The sequence below is a fragment of the Profundibacter sp. genome, assembly GCF_056498605.1.
The window spans coordinates 15,982-32,870 of sequence record NZ_JBSMEZ010000153.1; the positions used below are offsets into that span (position 1 = coordinate 15,982).

The window sequence follows — 16,889 nt, forward strand, 5'->3', positions numbered from 1 at the left end:
GCGGTTCTATGCGCTGCGCTCGGCAGGTATTTAGGTAAAGAAGAAGAGGAAGGTCGGTTCTTAGGGGCGGGGGGCGGCGGCGCGCGTTAGGCGGTCGTTGATAGCGATGCCGAGGCCGGTGTTCGGGACCGGGGCGACGGCGATTGCGGTCGCGGTTTTGGCGTCCAGTTCATGTAGGTGGTGGAACAGGTTGGCGGCGGCCTCGATCAGATCACCGGAGGGAGAGAGGTTCAGGTCAGCGGTGTCGTCTGGTCCAAAGCCGAGTTTGAGTTCACCCGCGCGTTTGGTTTTGGCGTTCAGTCGTAGGGGTGCTGCCGGGGCGTAATGCGAGGTGAGTTGGCCGGGGGCGGTTGGGACCTCGGTTGTTGTGTGGCTGGCGAGGGTGGGCGCGAGGCAGGTCTCGATTACCTCCTGCGGCAAGCCGCCAGAGCGCAGCAGAGTTGGCACAGGATCAAAGCCGATGATGGTGCTTTCAAGGCCGACATCGCAAGCGCCAGCATCAAGGATTGCATCTATGCGGCCAGACAGGCCAGCTGCGACATGGGCCGCCGTGGTCGGGCTGATTTTACCTGACGGATTGGCCGATGGGGCGGCGATAGGGCCATTGAACGCGGTGAGTAAATGTTGCGCGACGGGGTGTGCGGGCAAGCGGATGCCGATGGTGGGTAGGCCTGCGGTGACAAGCGGCGACAGGCCAGCGTCAGGGCGAAGGGGTAGGACCAGCGTTAGCGGGCCGGGCCAAAAGGCGGACGCAAGGCGCTGCGCGGCCTCGTTGAACACAGCAATCTGCTCGGCCATCTCTAAGGTCGCGACATGCACAATCAGTGGGTTGAAGGCGGGGCGACCCTTGGCCTCGAAAATACGGGCAACGGCGCGGCCATTACGGGCGTCGGCACCAAGGCCGTAGACTGTTTCAGTTGGAAACGCGACAAGCCCGCCGTCGCGCAGAATTTCAGCGGCGCGATTGGTGCCTGTATCCTTGGCATCCAGCATTTGGGTTGTTACATTTTCCACGTCTGACGCTGCGTTTCTGTTGATGGACGGGCTGCATTGTTTAGGCTACCCAAGGTATGCGTGACATATCCAAGCTGCGCACTAATTCCAAGCCGCCTGTTAAAAGGATCAATCCTATGCCTTACCGTGCCCCTATTTCGGACTTTCAATTCCTGTTTGATCATGTGGTCGGGCTGGATCAGGTGGCTGGCACAGACCGGTTTGCCGAGGCCACACCGGATATGGTGGAGGCGATCCTGATCGAGGCGGGGCGGGTGAGTAGCGAGGTTTTGGCGCCGTTGCAGCGCGAAGGGGATTTGCATCCTGCGGTTCTGGAAAACGGCAAGGTGCGTTGCACACCTGGATTTGATGCTGGATACCGCGCCATTGCCGAGGGCGGCTGGATCGGTATGTCGGCGTCGGTTGACAGCGGCGGTATGGGGCTGCCGGTGGCGATGACCACGGCGGTGAACGAAATGATGGCGGGGGCCTGTCTGGCGCTGCAGTTGAATCCGCTGATGTCGCAAGGCCAGATCGAGGCGTTGGAGCATCATGCGAGTGACGCGCTAAAGGCGTTGTATTTGCCAAAGCTGGTGAGTGGTGAGTGGCATGGCACGATGAACCTGACCGAACCCAATGCGGGCAGTGATGTGGGGGCGTTGCGCAGTAAAGCCGTGCCCAATGGCGATGGCACCTATGCCGTCACCGGCACCAAGATATTCATCAGCTGGGCCGATACAGATTTTATTGAAAACACCTGTCATCTGGTGCTGGCGCGCCTGCCGGACGGGGTGGCGGGGACCAAGGGCATTAGTCTGTTCATGGTGCCAAAACTGATCCCCGATGCGGATGGCAATTTGGGCGTGGCCAACAGCCTGAAGGTGGTGTCGCTGGAGCACAAGATGGGGCTGCACGCCAGCCCGACGGCGGTGATGCAGTTTGACGGGGCGACCGGATGGCTGGTGGGCGAGGAACACGCCGGTATGAAAACCATGTTCACCATGATGAACAACGCGCGTTTGGGTGTGGCGGTTCAGGGGTTGGGGGCGGCCGAAGGCGCATTTCAGCATGCGCTGGCCTATGCGACGGAACGCAAGCAGGGGCGCACGCCGGTTGAAGGGGGCACGGGTGCAATTGTGGATCATGCGGATGTGCGCCGGATGTTGCTGACGATGAAGGCCGAAATACACGCGGCCCGCGCCATTTCGCTGGCTTGTGGTGTGGCGATTGATATGGGCAATGCGCTGGAGGATGCCGATTGGCGGGCACGGGCCGCGTTCCTTACGCCAATTGCCAAGGCGTATGGCACTGACACCGGATCACTGGTGGCGGCGATGGGGCTGCAAGTGCACGGCGGCATGGGCTACATTGAGGAAACAGGCGCGGCGCAATACCTGCGCGACGTGCGGGTGACCGAGATATATGAGGGCACCAACGGCATTCAGGCGATGGACCTTGTGGCGCGCAAGATGATGGATGGCGGCGATGTGGCGTGGCGTTTGCTGGACGAGATTGAAGGCAATGCCGAGGCGGTGCGCGGCGATTTTCCACGGATGGCGGGCGAGGTTTGGGATGCGGCAGAGACATTGCGCGAGGCGACCGAGTGGCTGGTTTCGCAGGATGACCTGAACGAACGGTTTGCGGGCGCTGTGCCATATTTGCGGGCGTTTGCACGGGTTCTGGGGGCGCATTACCATCTGAAATCGGCGATGGCCGAGGGGGGCAAGGGGCCGCGCAGCCAATTGGCGCGGTTCTATATCTCCCGTCTGTTGCCTGAGCATGCCGCGCTGTTGATCCATGCCAAGGCGGGGGCCGAGGGGTTGTATGCGATCTCGGTTGATGATCTATCGGCGTGATGGATCAACCTGTTTCTAAAATCCGTTATCCGTATGAGGTGCCGCCTGCCGAGGGCGAGGCAATCGAGGTGGCCGAGGGCGTGTTGTGGATGCGCCTGCCGCTGCCGATGGCGCTGGATCACGTGAACATATTTGCGCTGGATGACGGGGACGGGTGGACGGTGATAGACACCGGTTTTGCGTCGCGTCGCAGCAAGGCGATTTGGGGCAAGCTGTTGGCGGGGCCGATGGCGGGCAAGCCGGTGACACGGGTGATTGTGACCCATCACCACCCTGATCATGTTGGATTGGCGGGCTGGTTCCAGACCGAGTACGGGGCCGAGTTGTGGACCACCCGCACGGCGTGGCTGTTCTCGCGGATGTTGATGCTGGATGTGCAGGATTTGCCAACGGATGAAACGTTGGCATTTTGGCGTTCCGGCGGGATGGACGCTGCGATTTATGACAAACGCAAGGGTGAGCGACCGTTCAACTTTGCCGATATGGTGGCGCCGATGCCGCTGGGGTTCAAACGGATCAAACAGGATGATGTGATCCGCATTGGTGGGCGCGACTGGGACGTGCATATGGGCAACGGCCACGCGCCCGAACACGCGACGTTCTGGAGCAGGGATGACAATCTGGTGCTGGGGGGCGATCAGTTGTTGCCGTCGATCTCGCCCAATATCGGGGTTTATGCGACGGAACCCGAAGCGGACCCTGTGGCAGAATGGCTGGAGGCTTGTGAACGGTTGGCGCCGTATGCACGGGAGGATCAATTGGTTCTGGGTGGCCATAAATTGCCGTTTATCGGGCTGCCAACGCGGATGCGTCAGCTGGTTGATAACCACCACGGAGCGCTAAAACGGCTGGCGAAACATCTGGAAACACCACGGGTGGCCTCGGATTGTTTTGCGCCGCTGTTCAAGCGTAAAATCGGCGAGGATGTTTACGGCCTTGCTTTGGTCGAGGCGATGGCACACCTTAATCATATGTATGCATTGGGGCAGGTCACGCGGACCCGTCGCGCGGATGGTGCATGGATTTGGGCGTTGAAAGGCTAGACAGTGGCGAAGAAACCAAAGGCGAAAGCCAAAGCTAAAAAGCCATGCGTTGAGCCAAGGGCGCATGCGGTCCATGCTGATCCGGACGCCGCAAATACCGTCGAGAACAAACCGCTGCCCGAGAGCCTTTCAGATACGCCTATTGATGAAAAAAGCCCGGCAGAATGGGCCTATGAGCGGTTGGTGATTTACATCCAGAACTTTGAGGAGCAGCTGGACAACGAGCACGAGATTGCTGTGGGGTTTGTTGGCGGGGACGCAGGCGTGCTGCGCATCGAGGGGCTTTTCGACCCTGACATCGTGACGTTTTACGGCACGGACGGGGACGGGACCAAAACGCAACTGATCCAGCATGTGACGCAGTTGAGTGTTATGTTGCGGGCGATCCCGAAAGAAAGTGAAACTGTTGACGCAAAAAGGATCGGGTTTCGGCTGGTGGCTGATCTGGAAGCGGATTGAAACAAAAATTGTGTTTCATATGATCGTGACAGATCAGGTGAAATCGTCTAATTGAAGTGTGCGAATATAAAAAGGATACGCAAGATGGCTGAATTTGATCACGGGTCGATGGAGACCGCAGAGCAGGAAAAGACATTCAACGGGTTTTTGAAGTTTGCCGGTTACGGCATGCTGGGGGCATTGGTCTTTTTGTTTTTGCTAGGGCTGGTGAACGGATAAACCCTGGCAGGGGTGCTGAATTTTTTCGGATAACGGGGCGAAGAATGCGCAAATTATTGCTGGTGTTTATGCTGCCTATTTTTTTGGCAGCGTGTGGGGCTGAACCAAAATGGGCCCCTGACGAAGATGTGCAGCGGGCGGTGTATCGCCATAACGGGCCGACTTCGATAACCCTGTTCACGGTGCTATCCAACCGTTCGAATGCCGGGGCGCATGCGGGTCTGATGATCAATGGATCGCAACGCATTCTGTTCGATCCGGCCGGCACATGGTGGAGCCCGAGCATTCCCGAGCGCAATGACGTGCATTACGGCATCACCCCGCGGGTTCTGAGTTATTACATTGATTACCACACCCGCGAGACATATCGCACGGTGATGCAAACGGTCAACGTATCACCCGAAGTGGCCGAAGCCGCCATTCGCGCGGTGCAGGCTCATGGGGCAGCACCAAAGGGCTATTGCACCCAGAGCATTACATCGGTTTTACAAACTTTGCCGGGGTTCGAAGGGATTAAAACCACGTTCTTTCCTAAAAACGCCATGAAGCAATTCAGCCAGATCCCGGGAGTGGTGGAGCACACGGTTTACGATGATGATGCTGATGACAATTCCGGTTTATTGTTGGCACAGCAACAAAACCGGTATTGAGGTCGCAAAACTACCGTTTTTGTATGCTTTCGGGGGCATAATAAAGCCAGATTAATAGAACTACTATTCCGGAATAGCGGAAATAACGGGTAAGGTAATAATGTTAATGATTTAACGTAGTTACGAGGCCTTTACCTGCGTGCAAATACTTAAAAAAATGCGAAGCTCCGGTTGGGTCACAAGGGCTTCGATATGAAACATATGGGCGGGCTCTCATGAGAGCCTCAACCCATCAGCATCAGCATCACAAACAACGTCGCCGCACCGCCAAGAATGGCGAGCATCATGTTCTTGAACATCATCCCCAGCAGCACGGTCACTGCCGCCGCTATCAGGCGTGGCGCATCCAGCGCACCGCCGGTCGCGTCAGGCCACAGCACCAGTGGGGCGACCAACCCTGGCAGAACGGCCACAGGAGTATATCGCAGATGGCGCAACACCCACGGCGGCAATTCGCGATCCCCGATCAGGCCGATGAATGAAAACCGGATCAGATAGGTGCCAAGCGCCACCAGCGCGATAGTTATCCAGATTTCGGCGTTGGAATAACTCATACCTTGCGCCTTTCCACCATCAGTTCGACCTGTGCGCCGACCATCATAGCCACCACTGCTGCAATCATCAGCCCTAGATTATAGGGGACAAACGCAAGCATCAGGGCCAGTGCGACTGACGTGAACGCTGCCATCACATGGGCGGCGGTTTTCAGCATTGGCCCGACCAGCGCCAAAAAGGTAATAGGCACCGCGAAATCCAGCGCATATTCCGGCGGAATGCGTGATCCGACCAGTGCTCCGACCAATGTGCCACCATACCAGAGCGGCATGTTCAGAACCATTGTGCCCACAAAATACGCCACGCGGGCGGGTGGGGTCATGTCTGGTTCGGTTTCGTATTTTGCCAGCCCTATCGCATAGCTTTGATCGACCAGCAGATACGACATGGCGGCGCGTTTCCAGAACGGCACACCGCGCAAGTAGGGTGCGATTGAAGCCGAATACATTGCCATCCGCAGGTTCACCGCTAGCGCCGTTGTCACAACAATCAACACAGGTGCATTTTCGGCCATCAGTTGCACGGCAGCAAACTGTGCAGCCCCTGCGATCACCGTAAAGCTGAAGAAGATCGTCTGCGCGTTGCTCAGACCGGCCTCGGTTGCGACAACGCCAAACAGCATCGCAAATGGGGCCACCACCACGATAAAGGGCAGGCCGTCACGGATGCCATGCATCAGGGCGCGTTTTGTGGTGGTCATTTTCTTCCCGTTCGCTAATCTCTCATTTGGCCTTAGGGCGTTTCTAGAGGATATGCAAATGGCAACCAATGATCATCTGTCGGACTATCTGATTGCGCCTGATCCAAGTGCTGCACGACTGACGCGCGAGGTGGTGGCGGTGGATCATTTGGGCGATGCGCAGAGCATTGCGGTGATCGAAGAACGCCCGCTAACGATCTTCCTGAACAAGCGCGAGATCGTTACAGCGATGACGATTGGTGACTACCCCGAATATCTGGCGCTGGGATTTTTACGTAATCAGGGGATGTTGGTTGATGGTGAGGATCTTACCGGCGTTGATTTTGACGAGGAAACCGAGACCGTGGTGGTGCGCACCGCAATCGAGACCGATTATGAGGATAAGCTGGCCCGCAAGACCAGAACGTCGGGGTGTGCTGTTGGCACGGTATTTGGCGATATGATGGAAGGGCTTGCAGGGGTGAAGCTGCCGAAGGCCGAATTGCGCACCTCGTGGCTCTATGCGTTGGCAGACAAGATCAACCGCACGCCGAGCCTGTATCTGACCGCCGGTGCGCTGCATGGCACGGTGCTGTGCGAACGTGACCGCCCGCTGGTCTATATGGAGGACGTGGGGCGGCATAATGCGGTCGATAAAGTGGCGGGCTGGATGCTGTCCGAGGGCGTCATGGGCGCTGACAAGATTTTGTATACCACGGGGCGGTTGACCAGCGAGATGGTGATCAAAACCGCGATGATGGGGATACCGGTTCTGGCGTCGCGGTCGGGGTTCACTGCGTGGGGTGTCGAGATTGCCAATCAGGTTGGGCTGACGCTGATTGGGCGGATGCGGGGGCGGCGGTTCCAGTGTTTGTCGGGTGGCGAGCGGTTGGTTCGGGATGCGGACCCTGCGGCTGTGGCGGATGAGGCCAGCAAGCATCGGCGCAAGGGGGCGGATCAGTGATGCGGGCTCCTTTGGGTGTGATTTTGGCCGGCGGGCTGGCGACGCGGATGGGCGGCGGTGACAAGGGGTTGTTGGTGCTGGATGGCCAAAGCCTGATGGCGCGGGTGATTGAACGGCTGGAGCCGCAAGTGGCCGGATTGGCGATCAATGCCAATGGTGATGCGGCGCGGTTTAACAGCTTTGACCTGCCGGTGGTGCCCGACAGTATTGACGGGTTCGCCGGGCCTTTGGCGGGGGTTTTGGCCGGGCTGGACTGGGCCGCGGGGCAGGGGGCGGACCATATCGTGACAGCCGCCGCCGACACGCCGTTTTTCCCCGCCGATCTGGTGCCGCGTTTGTTTCTGGCCGCTGAAGACGCAGACGTTGCGATAGCGCTGGCTGCCTCCCCGCACCCGACGCGCGGCATGTTGCGCCAGCCGACGTTCGGGTTGTGGCCCGTTGCATTGCGCGAAGATTTGCGCAGCGCCCTGCAAGGGGGTGTGCGCAAAATCGTGCAATGGACAGACAGTCACGGTGCGGCACTTGCGCCCTTTCAGGCGGAGGGGTTTGATCCGTTCTTTAACGTCAATACGCCAGAGGATATGAAGATAGCCGAAGCATTGATTTCTGGGGAATCGGAATGAAAATATTTGGTGTGACGGGCTGGAAAAATTCGGGCAAGACCGGATTGGTGGAACGGCTGGTGAGCGAGATCACCTCGCGCGGGTTCTCCGTGGCGACGCTGAAGCATGCGCATCACAGTTTTGATGTGGACCATAAAGGCAAAGACAGCTACCGCCACCGCGCGGCGGGGGCAGGCGAGGTTTTGTTGGCGTCGCGCCAGCGCTGGGCATTGATGCACGAATTGCAAAACGAGGACGAGCCGTCGCTGGAGCAGTTGCTGGAGCATCTATCGCCCAATGATCTGGTGCTGATTGAGGGCTACAAACGCGATGGCCACATGAAGATCGAGGCCAACCGTGCGTCCACCGGACAGCCATTGATTGCACTGGAGGACGAGACAGTTCGGGCGGTGGCGAGCGACAATGGGCCCAAAGGCTTATCTGTGCCGGTGTTTGATCTGGATGACACTGTGGCGATTGCGGATTTCATTTTGCAAGAGGTCGGGTTGGTGGTGGCTGAAACGGCTGTTCCCGACCTAACCCCGCCGGTGATGCGCGACGATTGTTTTGCGCTGCCCGACGGGGTGAACTGGATGCCGGTGGATGACGCATTGGCGCATCTTGAGGGACGGTTAAGTGTGGTTGTTGGGGAAGAAACCATTGCCGTTCCGGCTGCTGACGGGCGCGTTTTATCGCGGGATCAGGTGGCGTTGCGGTCCAACCCGCCTGGCGCCAATTCGGCGATGGATGGCTACGGCTTTGCCTATGATACAATCGGGTCCGGCCCTTATGTATTGCCATTGGTCGATGGCCGTGCGGCCGCGGGCGAGCCGTATTCCGGCATCGTGCCAAAGGGCCACGCGATCCGTATTCTGACGGGCGCATTGGTGCCCGAAGGCGTGGACACGGTGGTGATGCAAGAAGACATCAACCGAAGCGACGGGCATGTGGCGTTTCAGGGGCCGGTCAAGGCGGGCGCGAATGTACGCAGGGCTGGCGAGGATGTGGAAGCGGGGCAGTTGGCGTTGACGGCGGGCCGGAAGCTGCGAAGCCCCGACTTGGCGCTGCTGACCGGATTGGGAGTTGCGGAAATTACGGTGCGTAAACGCTTGCGGGTCGGAGTTTTATCAACGGGTGACGAGATTATCGCGGCGGACGGCGGCAAATCCGCGCCGCGCAAGACCTATGACGCGAACCGTCCGATGCTGCTGTCACTGGCGGCGCGTTGGCACTGCGAGGCGGTGGACCTTGGCCATGTGATGGATGATCGTAAGTTGCTGAAAACCTGCCTGAACGATGCGGTGGGCAAGGTTGATGTGATCCTGACATCGGGCGGCGCATCGGCAGGCGACGAGGACCACGTTTCGGCGTTGCTGAAGGAAGAAGGCGCGCTTGAGGCGTGGCGGATTGCGCTGAAACCCGGCAGGCCACTGGCGCTGGGGATGTGGCAAGGTGTGCCGGTGTTCGGGTTGCCGGGCAACCCTGTGGCGGCGTTTGTTTGCGCTGCGATTTTTGTGCGCCCGTCGTTATCCGCTCTATCAGGTGCGGGCTGGGTCAAGCCGCAAGGGTTTATGGTGCCTGCAGCATTCACCAAAAGAAAGAAAGCCGGACGGCGGGAATATTTGCGGGCCAAGATGGCGGATGACGGGCGGGTTGAAGTGTATAAATCCGAAGGCTCTGGCCGGATATCGGGGATGTCCTGGGCGGATGGTCTGGTTGAACTGGGAGACGATGCGATGGAGATTAACGAGGATGATCCGGTGCGGTTCATACCCTATGGCAGTCTTGGAATTTAAGGTGGTCCGCGCGATCACCTGCATCATCAACTGGACAGAGCTTCACCCTTGCACAGATTTCTCAGGTAGGCCGGCGCGCTCGCGGGGCTGACAACGTCAAAAGTGACGCGATATAATATTTGGTCGCCTTTTTGTGCCGATAGTGTCCATTTCCCAATGAGCAGCTCGGCCGGGAAATCAAAGGTAAACATCTGTGCGGAAGCCCCATCAGTGTAAACCGTGCTTACCCAGCTTTCATCGGTTGTGCCGCTATCCTTGTAGGGTGGATGCGTTACGCTGATCAGTGCCTCGTAAATCGGGTTGCCGCCAATTGCGTTGGATTTCACCCCAAAGGACAAACCCAACTGTGCTGGCACGATTGTGCTATGGGTTGAAAACCCAGTTGACTCGATAAGGCCAATTGACCCGCGATCCGTATCGGGCGCTGGTTCGGACCCTACGGTTTTTACGTTACAGATTATCCCATATTCAAGTCCGGTGATTAGGGCGTCATTGCTGTATATATCGGCTTGGGCAAAGGATGCAGTTCCGGCAAAACCCAAGACGACTAACACGGCAATACCCCGCGTTAGCCGCCTGATGATCTTTGCCAAAGGTGTTATCACCCAATCGCCACGGCTTTTACATCGTCGTCGATATAGGCCTGATACTGGCCAAAGTTGTCGGCAAACATTTGTACCAGTTTTTGCGCCTGCGCGTCATAGGCCGCAGGGTCGGTCCATGTGCCGCGCGGGTCCAGCAGGGCGTTGTCCACGCCATGCACCGAAACGGGTACGTCAAAACCAAAGTTGGGGTCTTTGCGGAATTCGCCGTTTGCCAACGAGCCATCAAGCGCCGCTGTCAGCAACCCGCGTGTGGCCTTGATCGGCATCCGTTTGCCGGTGCCATATGCGCCACCGGTCCAGCCGGTATTGACCAGCCAGCAGGTGGACCCGTGCGTGGCGATTTTTTCGCGCAGCAGGTTGCCGTAAACTTCGGGGCGACGCGGCATGAAGGGGGCGCCGAAACAGGTGCTGAAGGTTGGTTCCGGTTCGGTGATGCCGCGTTCGGTGCCAGCGACCTTTGAGGTAAAGCCGGACAGGAAGTGATACATCGCTTGGGCCGGTGTCAGGCGGGCAATCGGGGGCAGCACACCAAATGCGTCACAGGTCAGCATAATGATGTTTTTCGGGTGCCCGCCGATGGCGGTTTCGGATGCGTTCGAGATATAGTGCAGCGGATAGGCACAGCGCATGTTGGCGGTCAGGCTGTCATCCTCGAAATCCAGCTCGCGGGTTTCTTCGTCGTAGACCATGTTCTCGATAACGGTCGCGAACTTGGTCGTAGTGGCGTAGATTTCCGGCTCGGCCTCTTGCGACAGGTTGATGGTTTTTGCGTAACAGCCGCCCTCGAAGTTGAAGGTGCCGTTGTCGGACCAGCCGTGTTCGTCATCTCCAATCAGAGTGCGGGACGGATCAGCCGAAAGGGTGGTTTTGCCAGTGCCGGACAAGCCAAAGAAAATGGCAGTATCAACAGGGTTACCGATGGCGTGGTTGGCCGAACAGTGCATCGCCATGATGCCGCGACCGGGCAAGATGTAGTTCAGGGTGGAAAACACTGATTTCTTGATCTCGCCCGCATATTCGGTGTTGGTGATCAGGATCAGCTTTTGATCGAAATTCAGCGCGATCACGGTGTCGGTGCGACAGCCGTGGCGGGCTGGATCGGCCTTGAAGCTGGGGCAGTTGATCACGGTGAATTCGGCCTTGAATGTGTCCAGTTCAGCGCGGTCTGGGCGCCGTAGCATGGTGCGGGAAAACAGGCTGTGCCACGCAAATTCGGTGATGATACGCACATCCAAGTGGTTGCCCGCATCCGCACCACCAATCAGGTCCTGCACGAAATAGTCGCGCCCCTTCATGTGGTCCAGCATATCGGCATGCAGTTGGTCAAACGCTTGCGGTGTCATCGGCTGGTTGTTTTCCCACCAGATGTTGTCTTCAACCGACGGGGTGCGCACCACGAATTTATCCTTGGGGGACCGACCAGTGTATTGGCCCGTGCTGACCAAAAAGGTGCCGCCATTGCCAATGCGCCCTTCAGAGCGCAGCACAGCCTGCTCCATCAGGTCAGGTTCCAGAAGGTTATAATATACATTGCCCAGACCGGTGATACCTTGATCGTCCAGTCGCGCGGCGGGGTTTACCCGTCCTGTCGTCATGTGCAAGCTCCTGTCACCGCTATTGGCGGCCATTGCGATGTGATTTCGGTGCAAAACTTGGCTGTGCGCCGATCAGCGAGACGCCGATAACGGGGTCATAACATGAGGTGGAATTGGAAAAACAGGGCGGTTTGGCACAGTTAGCGCAACCAAAAGCATTTTGTTTGGCAAGGAGTGGGCCATTTGTGAGACATATTAGCCATTGGTTACCTATTTTCGACTGGAATGTAGGCGGGCAAGTCAAGTGATTCGCAGTTAGGTGTTGATTTGAAAGGGCAGAAACGGGATTATAAGAAAAAAGAACAGAAACCGAGCAGTATAAGGAACCCCCCATGTCGAAAATCGCACTGGTGGACGACGACAGGAACATCCTGACGTCCGTTGCAATGACACTCGAGGCAGAAGGCTTTGATGTCATAACTTACAATGATGGCCAAGCAGCGCTGGACGGGTTTAACAAAAGCCTGCCCGATATGGCCGTGCTGGATATTAAAATGCCGCGCATGGACGGGATGGAACTGTTGCAGCGCCTGCGCCAGAAATCTCAGATGCCGGTCATTTTCCTGACATCTAAAGACGACGAAATTGACGAGGTTCTGGGTCTGCGTATGGGCGCCGACGATTATGTGAAAAAACCGTTTTCACAGCGTCTGCTGGTTGAACGGATCCGGGCGCTTTTGCGTCGTCAGGATGCGATTGAAACCGGCGAAGTTGGTGAAACCGAAGAAACCAAAGTGATTGAACGCGGTGATTTGCGGATGGACCCGCTGCGCCATTCGGTCAGTTGGAAGGGCAACGACGTGTCGCTGACGGTGACCGAATTCTTGCTGTTGCAAGCATTGGCCCAACGCCCAGGATTTGTAAAAAGCCGCGATCAGTTGATGGATGTTGCTTATGACGATCAGGTTTATGTGGATGATCGCACCATCGACAGCCACATCAAGCGCCTTCGCAAAAAGATGCGCACCGCTGATGACGAGTTTTCCGCAATTGAGACCCTGTATGGTATCGGGTATAGATACAACGAAGAATGACACGCGAAGCGGGGATAGACGTGCAAAACGCAAAGCCGGCAAAAAACGCCGAGATTGTGCTTGGCGAAGATTGGGATGGACCCGATCATGTGCAGGAGGCGGCGCGAAAAGCGCGTAGCCGCCGCGGGTTTGTATCCCTTAACCGTTCACCGCTTGCCCGTAAAATCATAACCTTTAATTTGTTGGGCCTTGTCATTCTGGTGGCAGGCGTTCTGTATCAGAACCCGTTTCGTGACAGTCTGGTGTTCCAGCGGGAACGCGGACTGGTTGCCGAGGCTGAACTGATCGCAGATGTGTTCGAGGCGCAGATACTTGCGAGTGGTGCGTCGGATTTGTCGGTAGGCAATGGAGCAGGGAGCGGCGGGGTCATGGATACGTTGCAAAACCTTGACCTGCCCAAAGGTGTCGAGGTGTTTGTTTTTGACCGCTCCGAAATACTGATTGCCGAAACGCGCGGCAAGGCTCGCCCAGAACCGGCACCTGTTTCGGGGTTGGAAAGAGACACACGCAGCACAGTGATAACCGACTTTCTGAACTCGATATGGGAAACTGTATCAGGGCTGCTGGCCCCCAAAGACATTAGCCGCGAGGAATTGGACATCGCGGATATGGCTAAATCCCTTGTGGCGCCCACACTTTCTAGCGGTGCTCAAATCAAAACGGGGCATAACACGGCTGGCGATACCGTATTTTCGGTGGCAACGCCGGTGGTTCATAATGGTGCTTCGGTCGGGGTGGTTGCGATTACCAGCGCGGCAGGTGAAATCGATTATCTGGTGCGCATTGAACGCGAGCAGGTATTGCAGATGTTCGTGATTGCGATACTGGTTTCGATCGGGCTGAGCCTTGTGCTGGCATCGACCATCGCCAATCCGCTGTCCGATCTGGCCGCGGCTGCGGAGCTGGGCCGTGACAAAGATGCCCGCAAGATGAGCCCGGGGCGTATCCGCATACCTGATCTGACAGGGCGGCCCGATGAAATCGGCCGATTATCTGTTGCGTTACGTGGCATGGTTGCCGCCCTATATGACCGGATTGACGCGAACGAACAGTTTGCCGCCGACGTCGCCCACGAGATCAAGAACCCGCTGGCGTCCTTACGGTCGGCCGTGGGGACATTGCGCATTGTCAAAGAGGACGAGAAGCGCGGTAAATTGCTGGATGTGGTGGAACACGATGTGCGTCGTCTGGACCGTTTGGTCAGCGATATTTCAAACGCTTCGCGGCTGGACAGTGAACTGGTTAAAGAAGAAGAGGAGAGCTTTAATCTGCTGCGGACCGTTGGCAACATCAACGAGTATCTGGGCCAGGAGGCCGCCAGTAAAGGCATTGAATTCATCTCGGACCTGCCTGCCGAGCCTATTGTCATTCAAGGGTTGGAGGCGCGGTTGGCGCAGGTGTTTGTGAACCTGATCACCAATGCGATTTCGTTCTGCGAGGACGGCGACGCCATACGCGTTTGGGCGCGGCGGCGTGAAAACCGGATATTGGTGGTGATCGAGGATACGGGCCCCGGCATTCCTGATCAGGCGCTACACAAGATTTTCAACCGCTTCTATTCCGAACGCCCCGAAAAACATTATGGCAATAACTCGGGCCTTGGGCTTGCGATTTCAAAACAGATCGTCGAGGCGCATGGCGGGGTGATCTGGGCTGAAAACATTCGCCCGACCGATATGGATGTCACGTCCGAGCCGCTGGGCGCGCGGTTTGTCGTCGGTCTGCCAATCTAGCAAAGCATTCTATATGACTGATCCGGCCCATCCCCCTTTCAATGATGATACAGGCGCGGGCGGTAAGGCATGTGTATTACATGCTTCTTGTGTGGCACTTGATAGGTCTGCCGTGCTGATACTGGGCGCGTCTGGCGTGGGAAAATCGTCCCTTGCCTTGCAACTGATGGCGCTTGGGGCCGATCTGGTTTCTGACGACCGGACAAACGTCCGGAGGGGGGGCGACGGGTTGCTTGCCAGTGCCCCTGAAACGATCAAAGGATTGATCGAGGCGCGCGGTGTCGGGGTGCTTGTGGCCGCCCCGCGTACGGTTGGGCATATCCGGCTGATTGTCGACCTGAATCAGATCGAGACCGACCGCCTGCCGCCAATGCGCACCTATATTTTACTTGGCCAAACGCTGCCCTTGCTGCACAACGTTAAGGCGGCGCATTTTGCGGCAGCGATTTTTCAATACCTAAAGGGCGGACGGAACGCATAGATGGTGGCTGGTACGGATAAAACATCGAAAATCAAGGAACAGCGCGTCGTGCTGGTGACCGGCCCGTCCGGTGCGGGTCGGTCGACTGCAATCAATGTGCTTGAGGATGTCGGCTATGAGGCGATCGACAACCTGCCGCTGACCCTGCTGCCCCGCTTGCTGGACGGTCCGCCGCTTGGCCATCCGCTGGCATTGGGGATCGATGTGCGAAACCGCGATTTCAGCACCTCGTCCCTGATCGAGATGATCGATACCTTGTCCCGAATGAACGGCATCAAGGTCGAGCTGTTATATCTGGATTGCAGCGTAGATGTTCTGGTGCGCCGCTATTCCGAAACCCGCCGCCGCCACCCGCTGGCCCCCGCTGAATCACCAATACAAGGGATCGAACGCGAGATGGATTTGCTGGGGCCCATCCGTGCGCGGGCTGATGTGTTGCTGGACACATCCGATCTGGCACCCCATGATTTGCGCACCGAGGTGGAGCGCTGGTTCGCCCCTGAGACAGGCCAGCGTCTGGCCATATCGGTGCATTCGTTTTCCTATAAGCGCGGGGTGCCACGCGGGGTGGATATGATTTTCGATTGCCGGTTTTTGAAGAACCCCTATTGGGAAGAAAAGCTGCGCAAATTTGATGGCCGCGATGCGCCAGTCGCCGACTACATCACAACCGATCCGCGATTTGCACCTTTTTTCAACAAGATTGTAGAGTTGGTCGAGATGCTGTTGCCAGCTTATATCGACGAGGGCAAAGCGCATTTTTCAATCGGGTTTGGCTGCACTGGCGGGCAACACCGGTCAGTTGCCGTTACGGAAAAACTGGTGAATACGCTTGCACAGGACGGATGGCAGGTGTCTATTCGGCATAGGGAAATGGAACGAAGGGGGCTTACGGGCTCTGCAGAAAAACGGGGTGATGTGATGTGATCGGCATTGTGATTGTCGGACACGGGGGATTGGCCAGAGAATATCTGTCCGCTGTCGAACATGTTGTCGGCAAACAGACGGGGATTCGCACTATCGCAATCGAAAACGATTGTGACCGCGTGGGCAAACAGGCCGAAATTCGCGCCGCCGCTGACGAGGTTGATACCGGCGATGGCGTTGTTGTCGTGACCGATATGTATGGTGGGTCGCCGTCGAACCTGTCGCTGGGTGCCTGCAGCAAAAAAGACCGGAAAATTATGTATGGCGCAAATCTGCCGATGCTGGTGAAGCTGGTAAAATCACGGCAAAAACCATTTGACGAAGCGGTGTCAGCAGCCCTTATTGCAGGGCGCAAATATATTGATTGTATTGATGGAACAAATGGATAGAGACTGATGGGTGACCGGCGGATATTAATGATCATTAACGATAAAGGCTTGCATGCACGGGCTTCGGCGAAGTTGGTTGAAGTGGTCGAGGAACATGACGCAAGCGCCGAAGTGTCCAAGGACGGGATGACGGCATCGGGGGATTCTATTATGGGACTTTTGATGTTGGCAGCTTCGAAAGGAACCTCTATTGAGGTTGAAACCAGCGGCCCCGAGGCGGAAAAGCTGGCGATGGCGCTCGAGGTGCTGGTAGCTGATCGTTTCGGCGAGAAATTCTAAGCGGTGCTGCGGTGCCCAAGTTTGACTGGA

Annotated in this window: 19 protein-coding genes; 14 read left to right on the top strand and 5 right to left on the bottom strand. The window is 57.2% G+C overall.

All coding sequences use genetic code 11. From position 1 onward, the window contains the following. Positions 1 to 60: 60 nt before the first annotated feature. Positions 61 to 1,014, bottom strand: a complete 954-nt coding sequence (locus tag ACWB12_RS15140) for an L-threonylcarbamoyladenylate synthase (RefSeq protein WP_479530930.1) — start codon at positions 1,012 to 1,014, stop codon at positions 61 to 63. A 116-nt stretch (positions 1,015 to 1,130) separates the two neighbouring features. Here ACWB12_RS15140 and ACWB12_RS15145 point away from each other — a divergent pair, with 116 nt between their 5' ends. From ACWB12_RS15145 to ACWB12_RS15165, 5 genes are all read left to right on the top strand, one after another. Continuing rightward, positions 1,131 to 2,849, top strand: coding sequence for an acyl-CoA dehydrogenase (locus ACWB12_RS15145; RefSeq protein ID WP_479530931.1), 1,719 nt, complete (start codon positions 1,131 to 1,133; stop codon positions 2,847 to 2,849). After that, on the top strand, positions 2,849 to 3,892 hold the full coding sequence (locus tag ACWB12_RS15150) for an MBL fold metallo-hydrolase (RefSeq protein ID WP_479530932.1): 1,044 nt from the start codon (positions 2,849 to 2,851) through the stop codon (positions 3,890 to 3,892). Before ACWB12_RS15145 ends, ACWB12_RS15150 begins: the two co-directional genes overlap by 1 nt. Positions 3,893 to 3,895: 3 nt before the next feature. Beyond that, the gene (locus tag ACWB12_RS15155) at positions 3,896 to 4,351 is read left to right on the top strand and encodes a hypothetical protein (RefSeq protein ID WP_479530933.1); all 456 of its coding nucleotides are present in this window, start codon (positions 3,896 to 3,898) and stop codon (positions 4,349 to 4,351) included. Positions 4,352 to 4,435: 84 nt separating this feature from the next. Beyond that, positions 4,436 to 4,570: an aa3-type cytochrome c oxidase subunit IV gene (locus tag ACWB12_RS15160; protein ID WP_479530934.1), complete on the top strand. Its 135-nt coding sequence runs from the start codon at positions 4,436 to 4,438 to the stop codon at positions 4,568 to 4,570. A 44-nt stretch (positions 4,571 to 4,614) separates the two neighbouring features. Beyond that, complete coding sequence (locus ACWB12_RS15165) at positions 4,615 to 5,220, top strand: hypothetical protein (RefSeq protein WP_479530935.1); 606 nt, start codon at positions 4,615 to 4,617, stop codon at positions 5,218 to 5,220. 224 nt (positions 5,221 to 5,444) lie between these two features. On the opposite strand, the gene ACWB12_RS15170 is transcribed toward ACWB12_RS15165, so the two are convergent. After that, a complete protein-coding gene (locus tag ACWB12_RS15170) occupies positions 5,445 to 5,774 on the bottom strand; it encodes an AzlD domain-containing protein (RefSeq protein ID WP_479530936.1) in 330 nt (109 codons plus the stop codon). Then, positions 5,771 to 6,475 carry an AzlC family ABC transporter permease gene (locus tag ACWB12_RS15175; protein ID WP_479530937.1) on the bottom strand — a complete coding sequence of 235 codons (705 nt, stop codon included), beginning with the start codon at positions 6,473 to 6,475 and terminating at the stop codon, positions 5,771 to 5,773. The genes ACWB12_RS15170 and ACWB12_RS15175 overlap by 4 nt, the downstream gene beginning before the upstream one ends. 52 nt (positions 6,476 to 6,527) lie before the next feature. Between ACWB12_RS15175 and ACWB12_RS15180 the strand changes: the two genes are divergently transcribed. The 3 genes from ACWB12_RS15180 to ACWB12_RS15190 are packed head-to-tail and all read left to right on the top strand — an operon-like array spanning position 6,528 to position 9,816. Next, positions 6,528 to 7,418, top strand: coding sequence for a formate dehydrogenase accessory sulfurtransferase FdhD (locus ACWB12_RS15180; RefSeq protein WP_479530961.1), 891 nt, complete (start codon positions 6,528 to 6,530; stop codon positions 7,416 to 7,418). Beyond that, positions 7,418 to 8,041 carry a molybdenum cofactor guanylyltransferase MobA gene (gene mobA, locus ACWB12_RS15185; protein WP_479530938.1) on the top strand — a complete coding sequence of 208 codons (624 nt, stop codon included), beginning with the start codon at positions 7,418 to 7,420 and terminating at the stop codon, positions 8,039 to 8,041. Before ACWB12_RS15180 ends, mobA begins: the two co-directional genes overlap by 1 nt. Next, the gene (locus ACWB12_RS15190) at positions 8,038 to 9,816 is read left to right on the top strand and encodes a bifunctional molybdopterin-guanine dinucleotide biosynthesis adaptor protein MobB/molybdopterin molybdotransferase MoeA (protein WP_479530939.1); all 1,779 of its coding nucleotides are present in this window, start codon (positions 8,038 to 8,040) and stop codon (positions 9,814 to 9,816) included. The genes mobA and ACWB12_RS15190 overlap by 4 nt, the downstream gene beginning before the upstream one ends. A gap of 26 nt (positions 9,817 to 9,842) precedes the next feature. On the opposite strand, the gene ACWB12_RS15195 is transcribed toward ACWB12_RS15190, so the two are convergent. Together ACWB12_RS15195 and ACWB12_RS15200 are read right to left on the bottom strand one after the other, a co-directional pair. After that, positions 9,843 to 10,370, bottom strand: coding sequence for a DUF3859 domain-containing protein (locus ACWB12_RS15195; protein ID WP_479530940.1), 528 nt, complete (start codon positions 10,368 to 10,370; stop codon positions 9,843 to 9,845). Positions 10,371 to 10,417: 47 nt separating this feature from the next. Next, the gene (locus tag ACWB12_RS15200) at positions 10,418 to 12,016 is read right to left on the bottom strand and encodes a phosphoenolpyruvate carboxykinase (protein ID WP_479530941.1); all 1,599 of its coding nucleotides are present in this window, start codon (positions 12,014 to 12,016) and stop codon (positions 10,418 to 10,420) included. Positions 12,017 to 12,348: 332 nt separating this feature from the next. Here ACWB12_RS15200 and ACWB12_RS15205 point away from each other — a divergent pair, with 332 nt between their 5' ends. Genes ACWB12_RS15205 through ACWB12_RS15230 form a run of 6 tightly spaced genes read left to right on the top strand, consistent with a single transcriptional unit; the run spans position 12,349 to position 16,859 of the window. Then, positions 12,349 to 13,050: a response regulator transcription factor gene (locus ACWB12_RS15205; RefSeq protein ID WP_479530942.1), complete on the top strand. Its 702-nt coding sequence runs from the start codon at positions 12,349 to 12,351 to the stop codon at positions 13,048 to 13,050. After that, positions 13,047 to 14,783, top strand: coding sequence for a sensor N-terminal transmembrane domain-containing protein (locus ACWB12_RS15210; protein ID WP_479530943.1), 1,737 nt, complete (start codon positions 13,047 to 13,049; stop codon positions 14,781 to 14,783). Before ACWB12_RS15205 ends, ACWB12_RS15210 begins: the two co-directional genes overlap by 4 nt. Before the next feature lie 13 nt (positions 14,784 to 14,796). Further along, positions 14,797 to 15,264, top strand: coding sequence for an HPr kinase/phosphorylase (locus tag ACWB12_RS15215; protein ID WP_479530944.1), 468 nt, complete (start codon positions 14,797 to 14,799; stop codon positions 15,262 to 15,264). Continuing rightward, positions 15,265 to 16,191 (top strand): RNase adapter RapZ, encoded by a 927-nt coding sequence (rapZ, locus tag ACWB12_RS15220; RefSeq protein ID WP_479530945.1) that lies wholly within the window; start codon positions 15,265 to 15,267, stop codon positions 16,189 to 16,191. It begins immediately after the preceding gene. Then, entirely contained in the window at positions 16,188 to 16,580 is a 393-nt protein-coding gene (locus ACWB12_RS15225) for a PTS sugar transporter subunit IIA (protein ID WP_479530946.1), read from the top strand. Before rapZ ends, ACWB12_RS15225 begins: the two co-directional genes overlap by 4 nt. A 27-nt stretch (positions 16,581 to 16,607) precedes the next feature. Continuing rightward, positions 16,608 to 16,859: an HPr family phosphocarrier protein gene (locus ACWB12_RS15230; protein ID WP_479530947.1), complete on the top strand. Its 252-nt coding sequence runs from the start codon at positions 16,608 to 16,610 to the stop codon at positions 16,857 to 16,859. Positions 16,860 to 16,889: the final 30 nt, after the last annotated feature.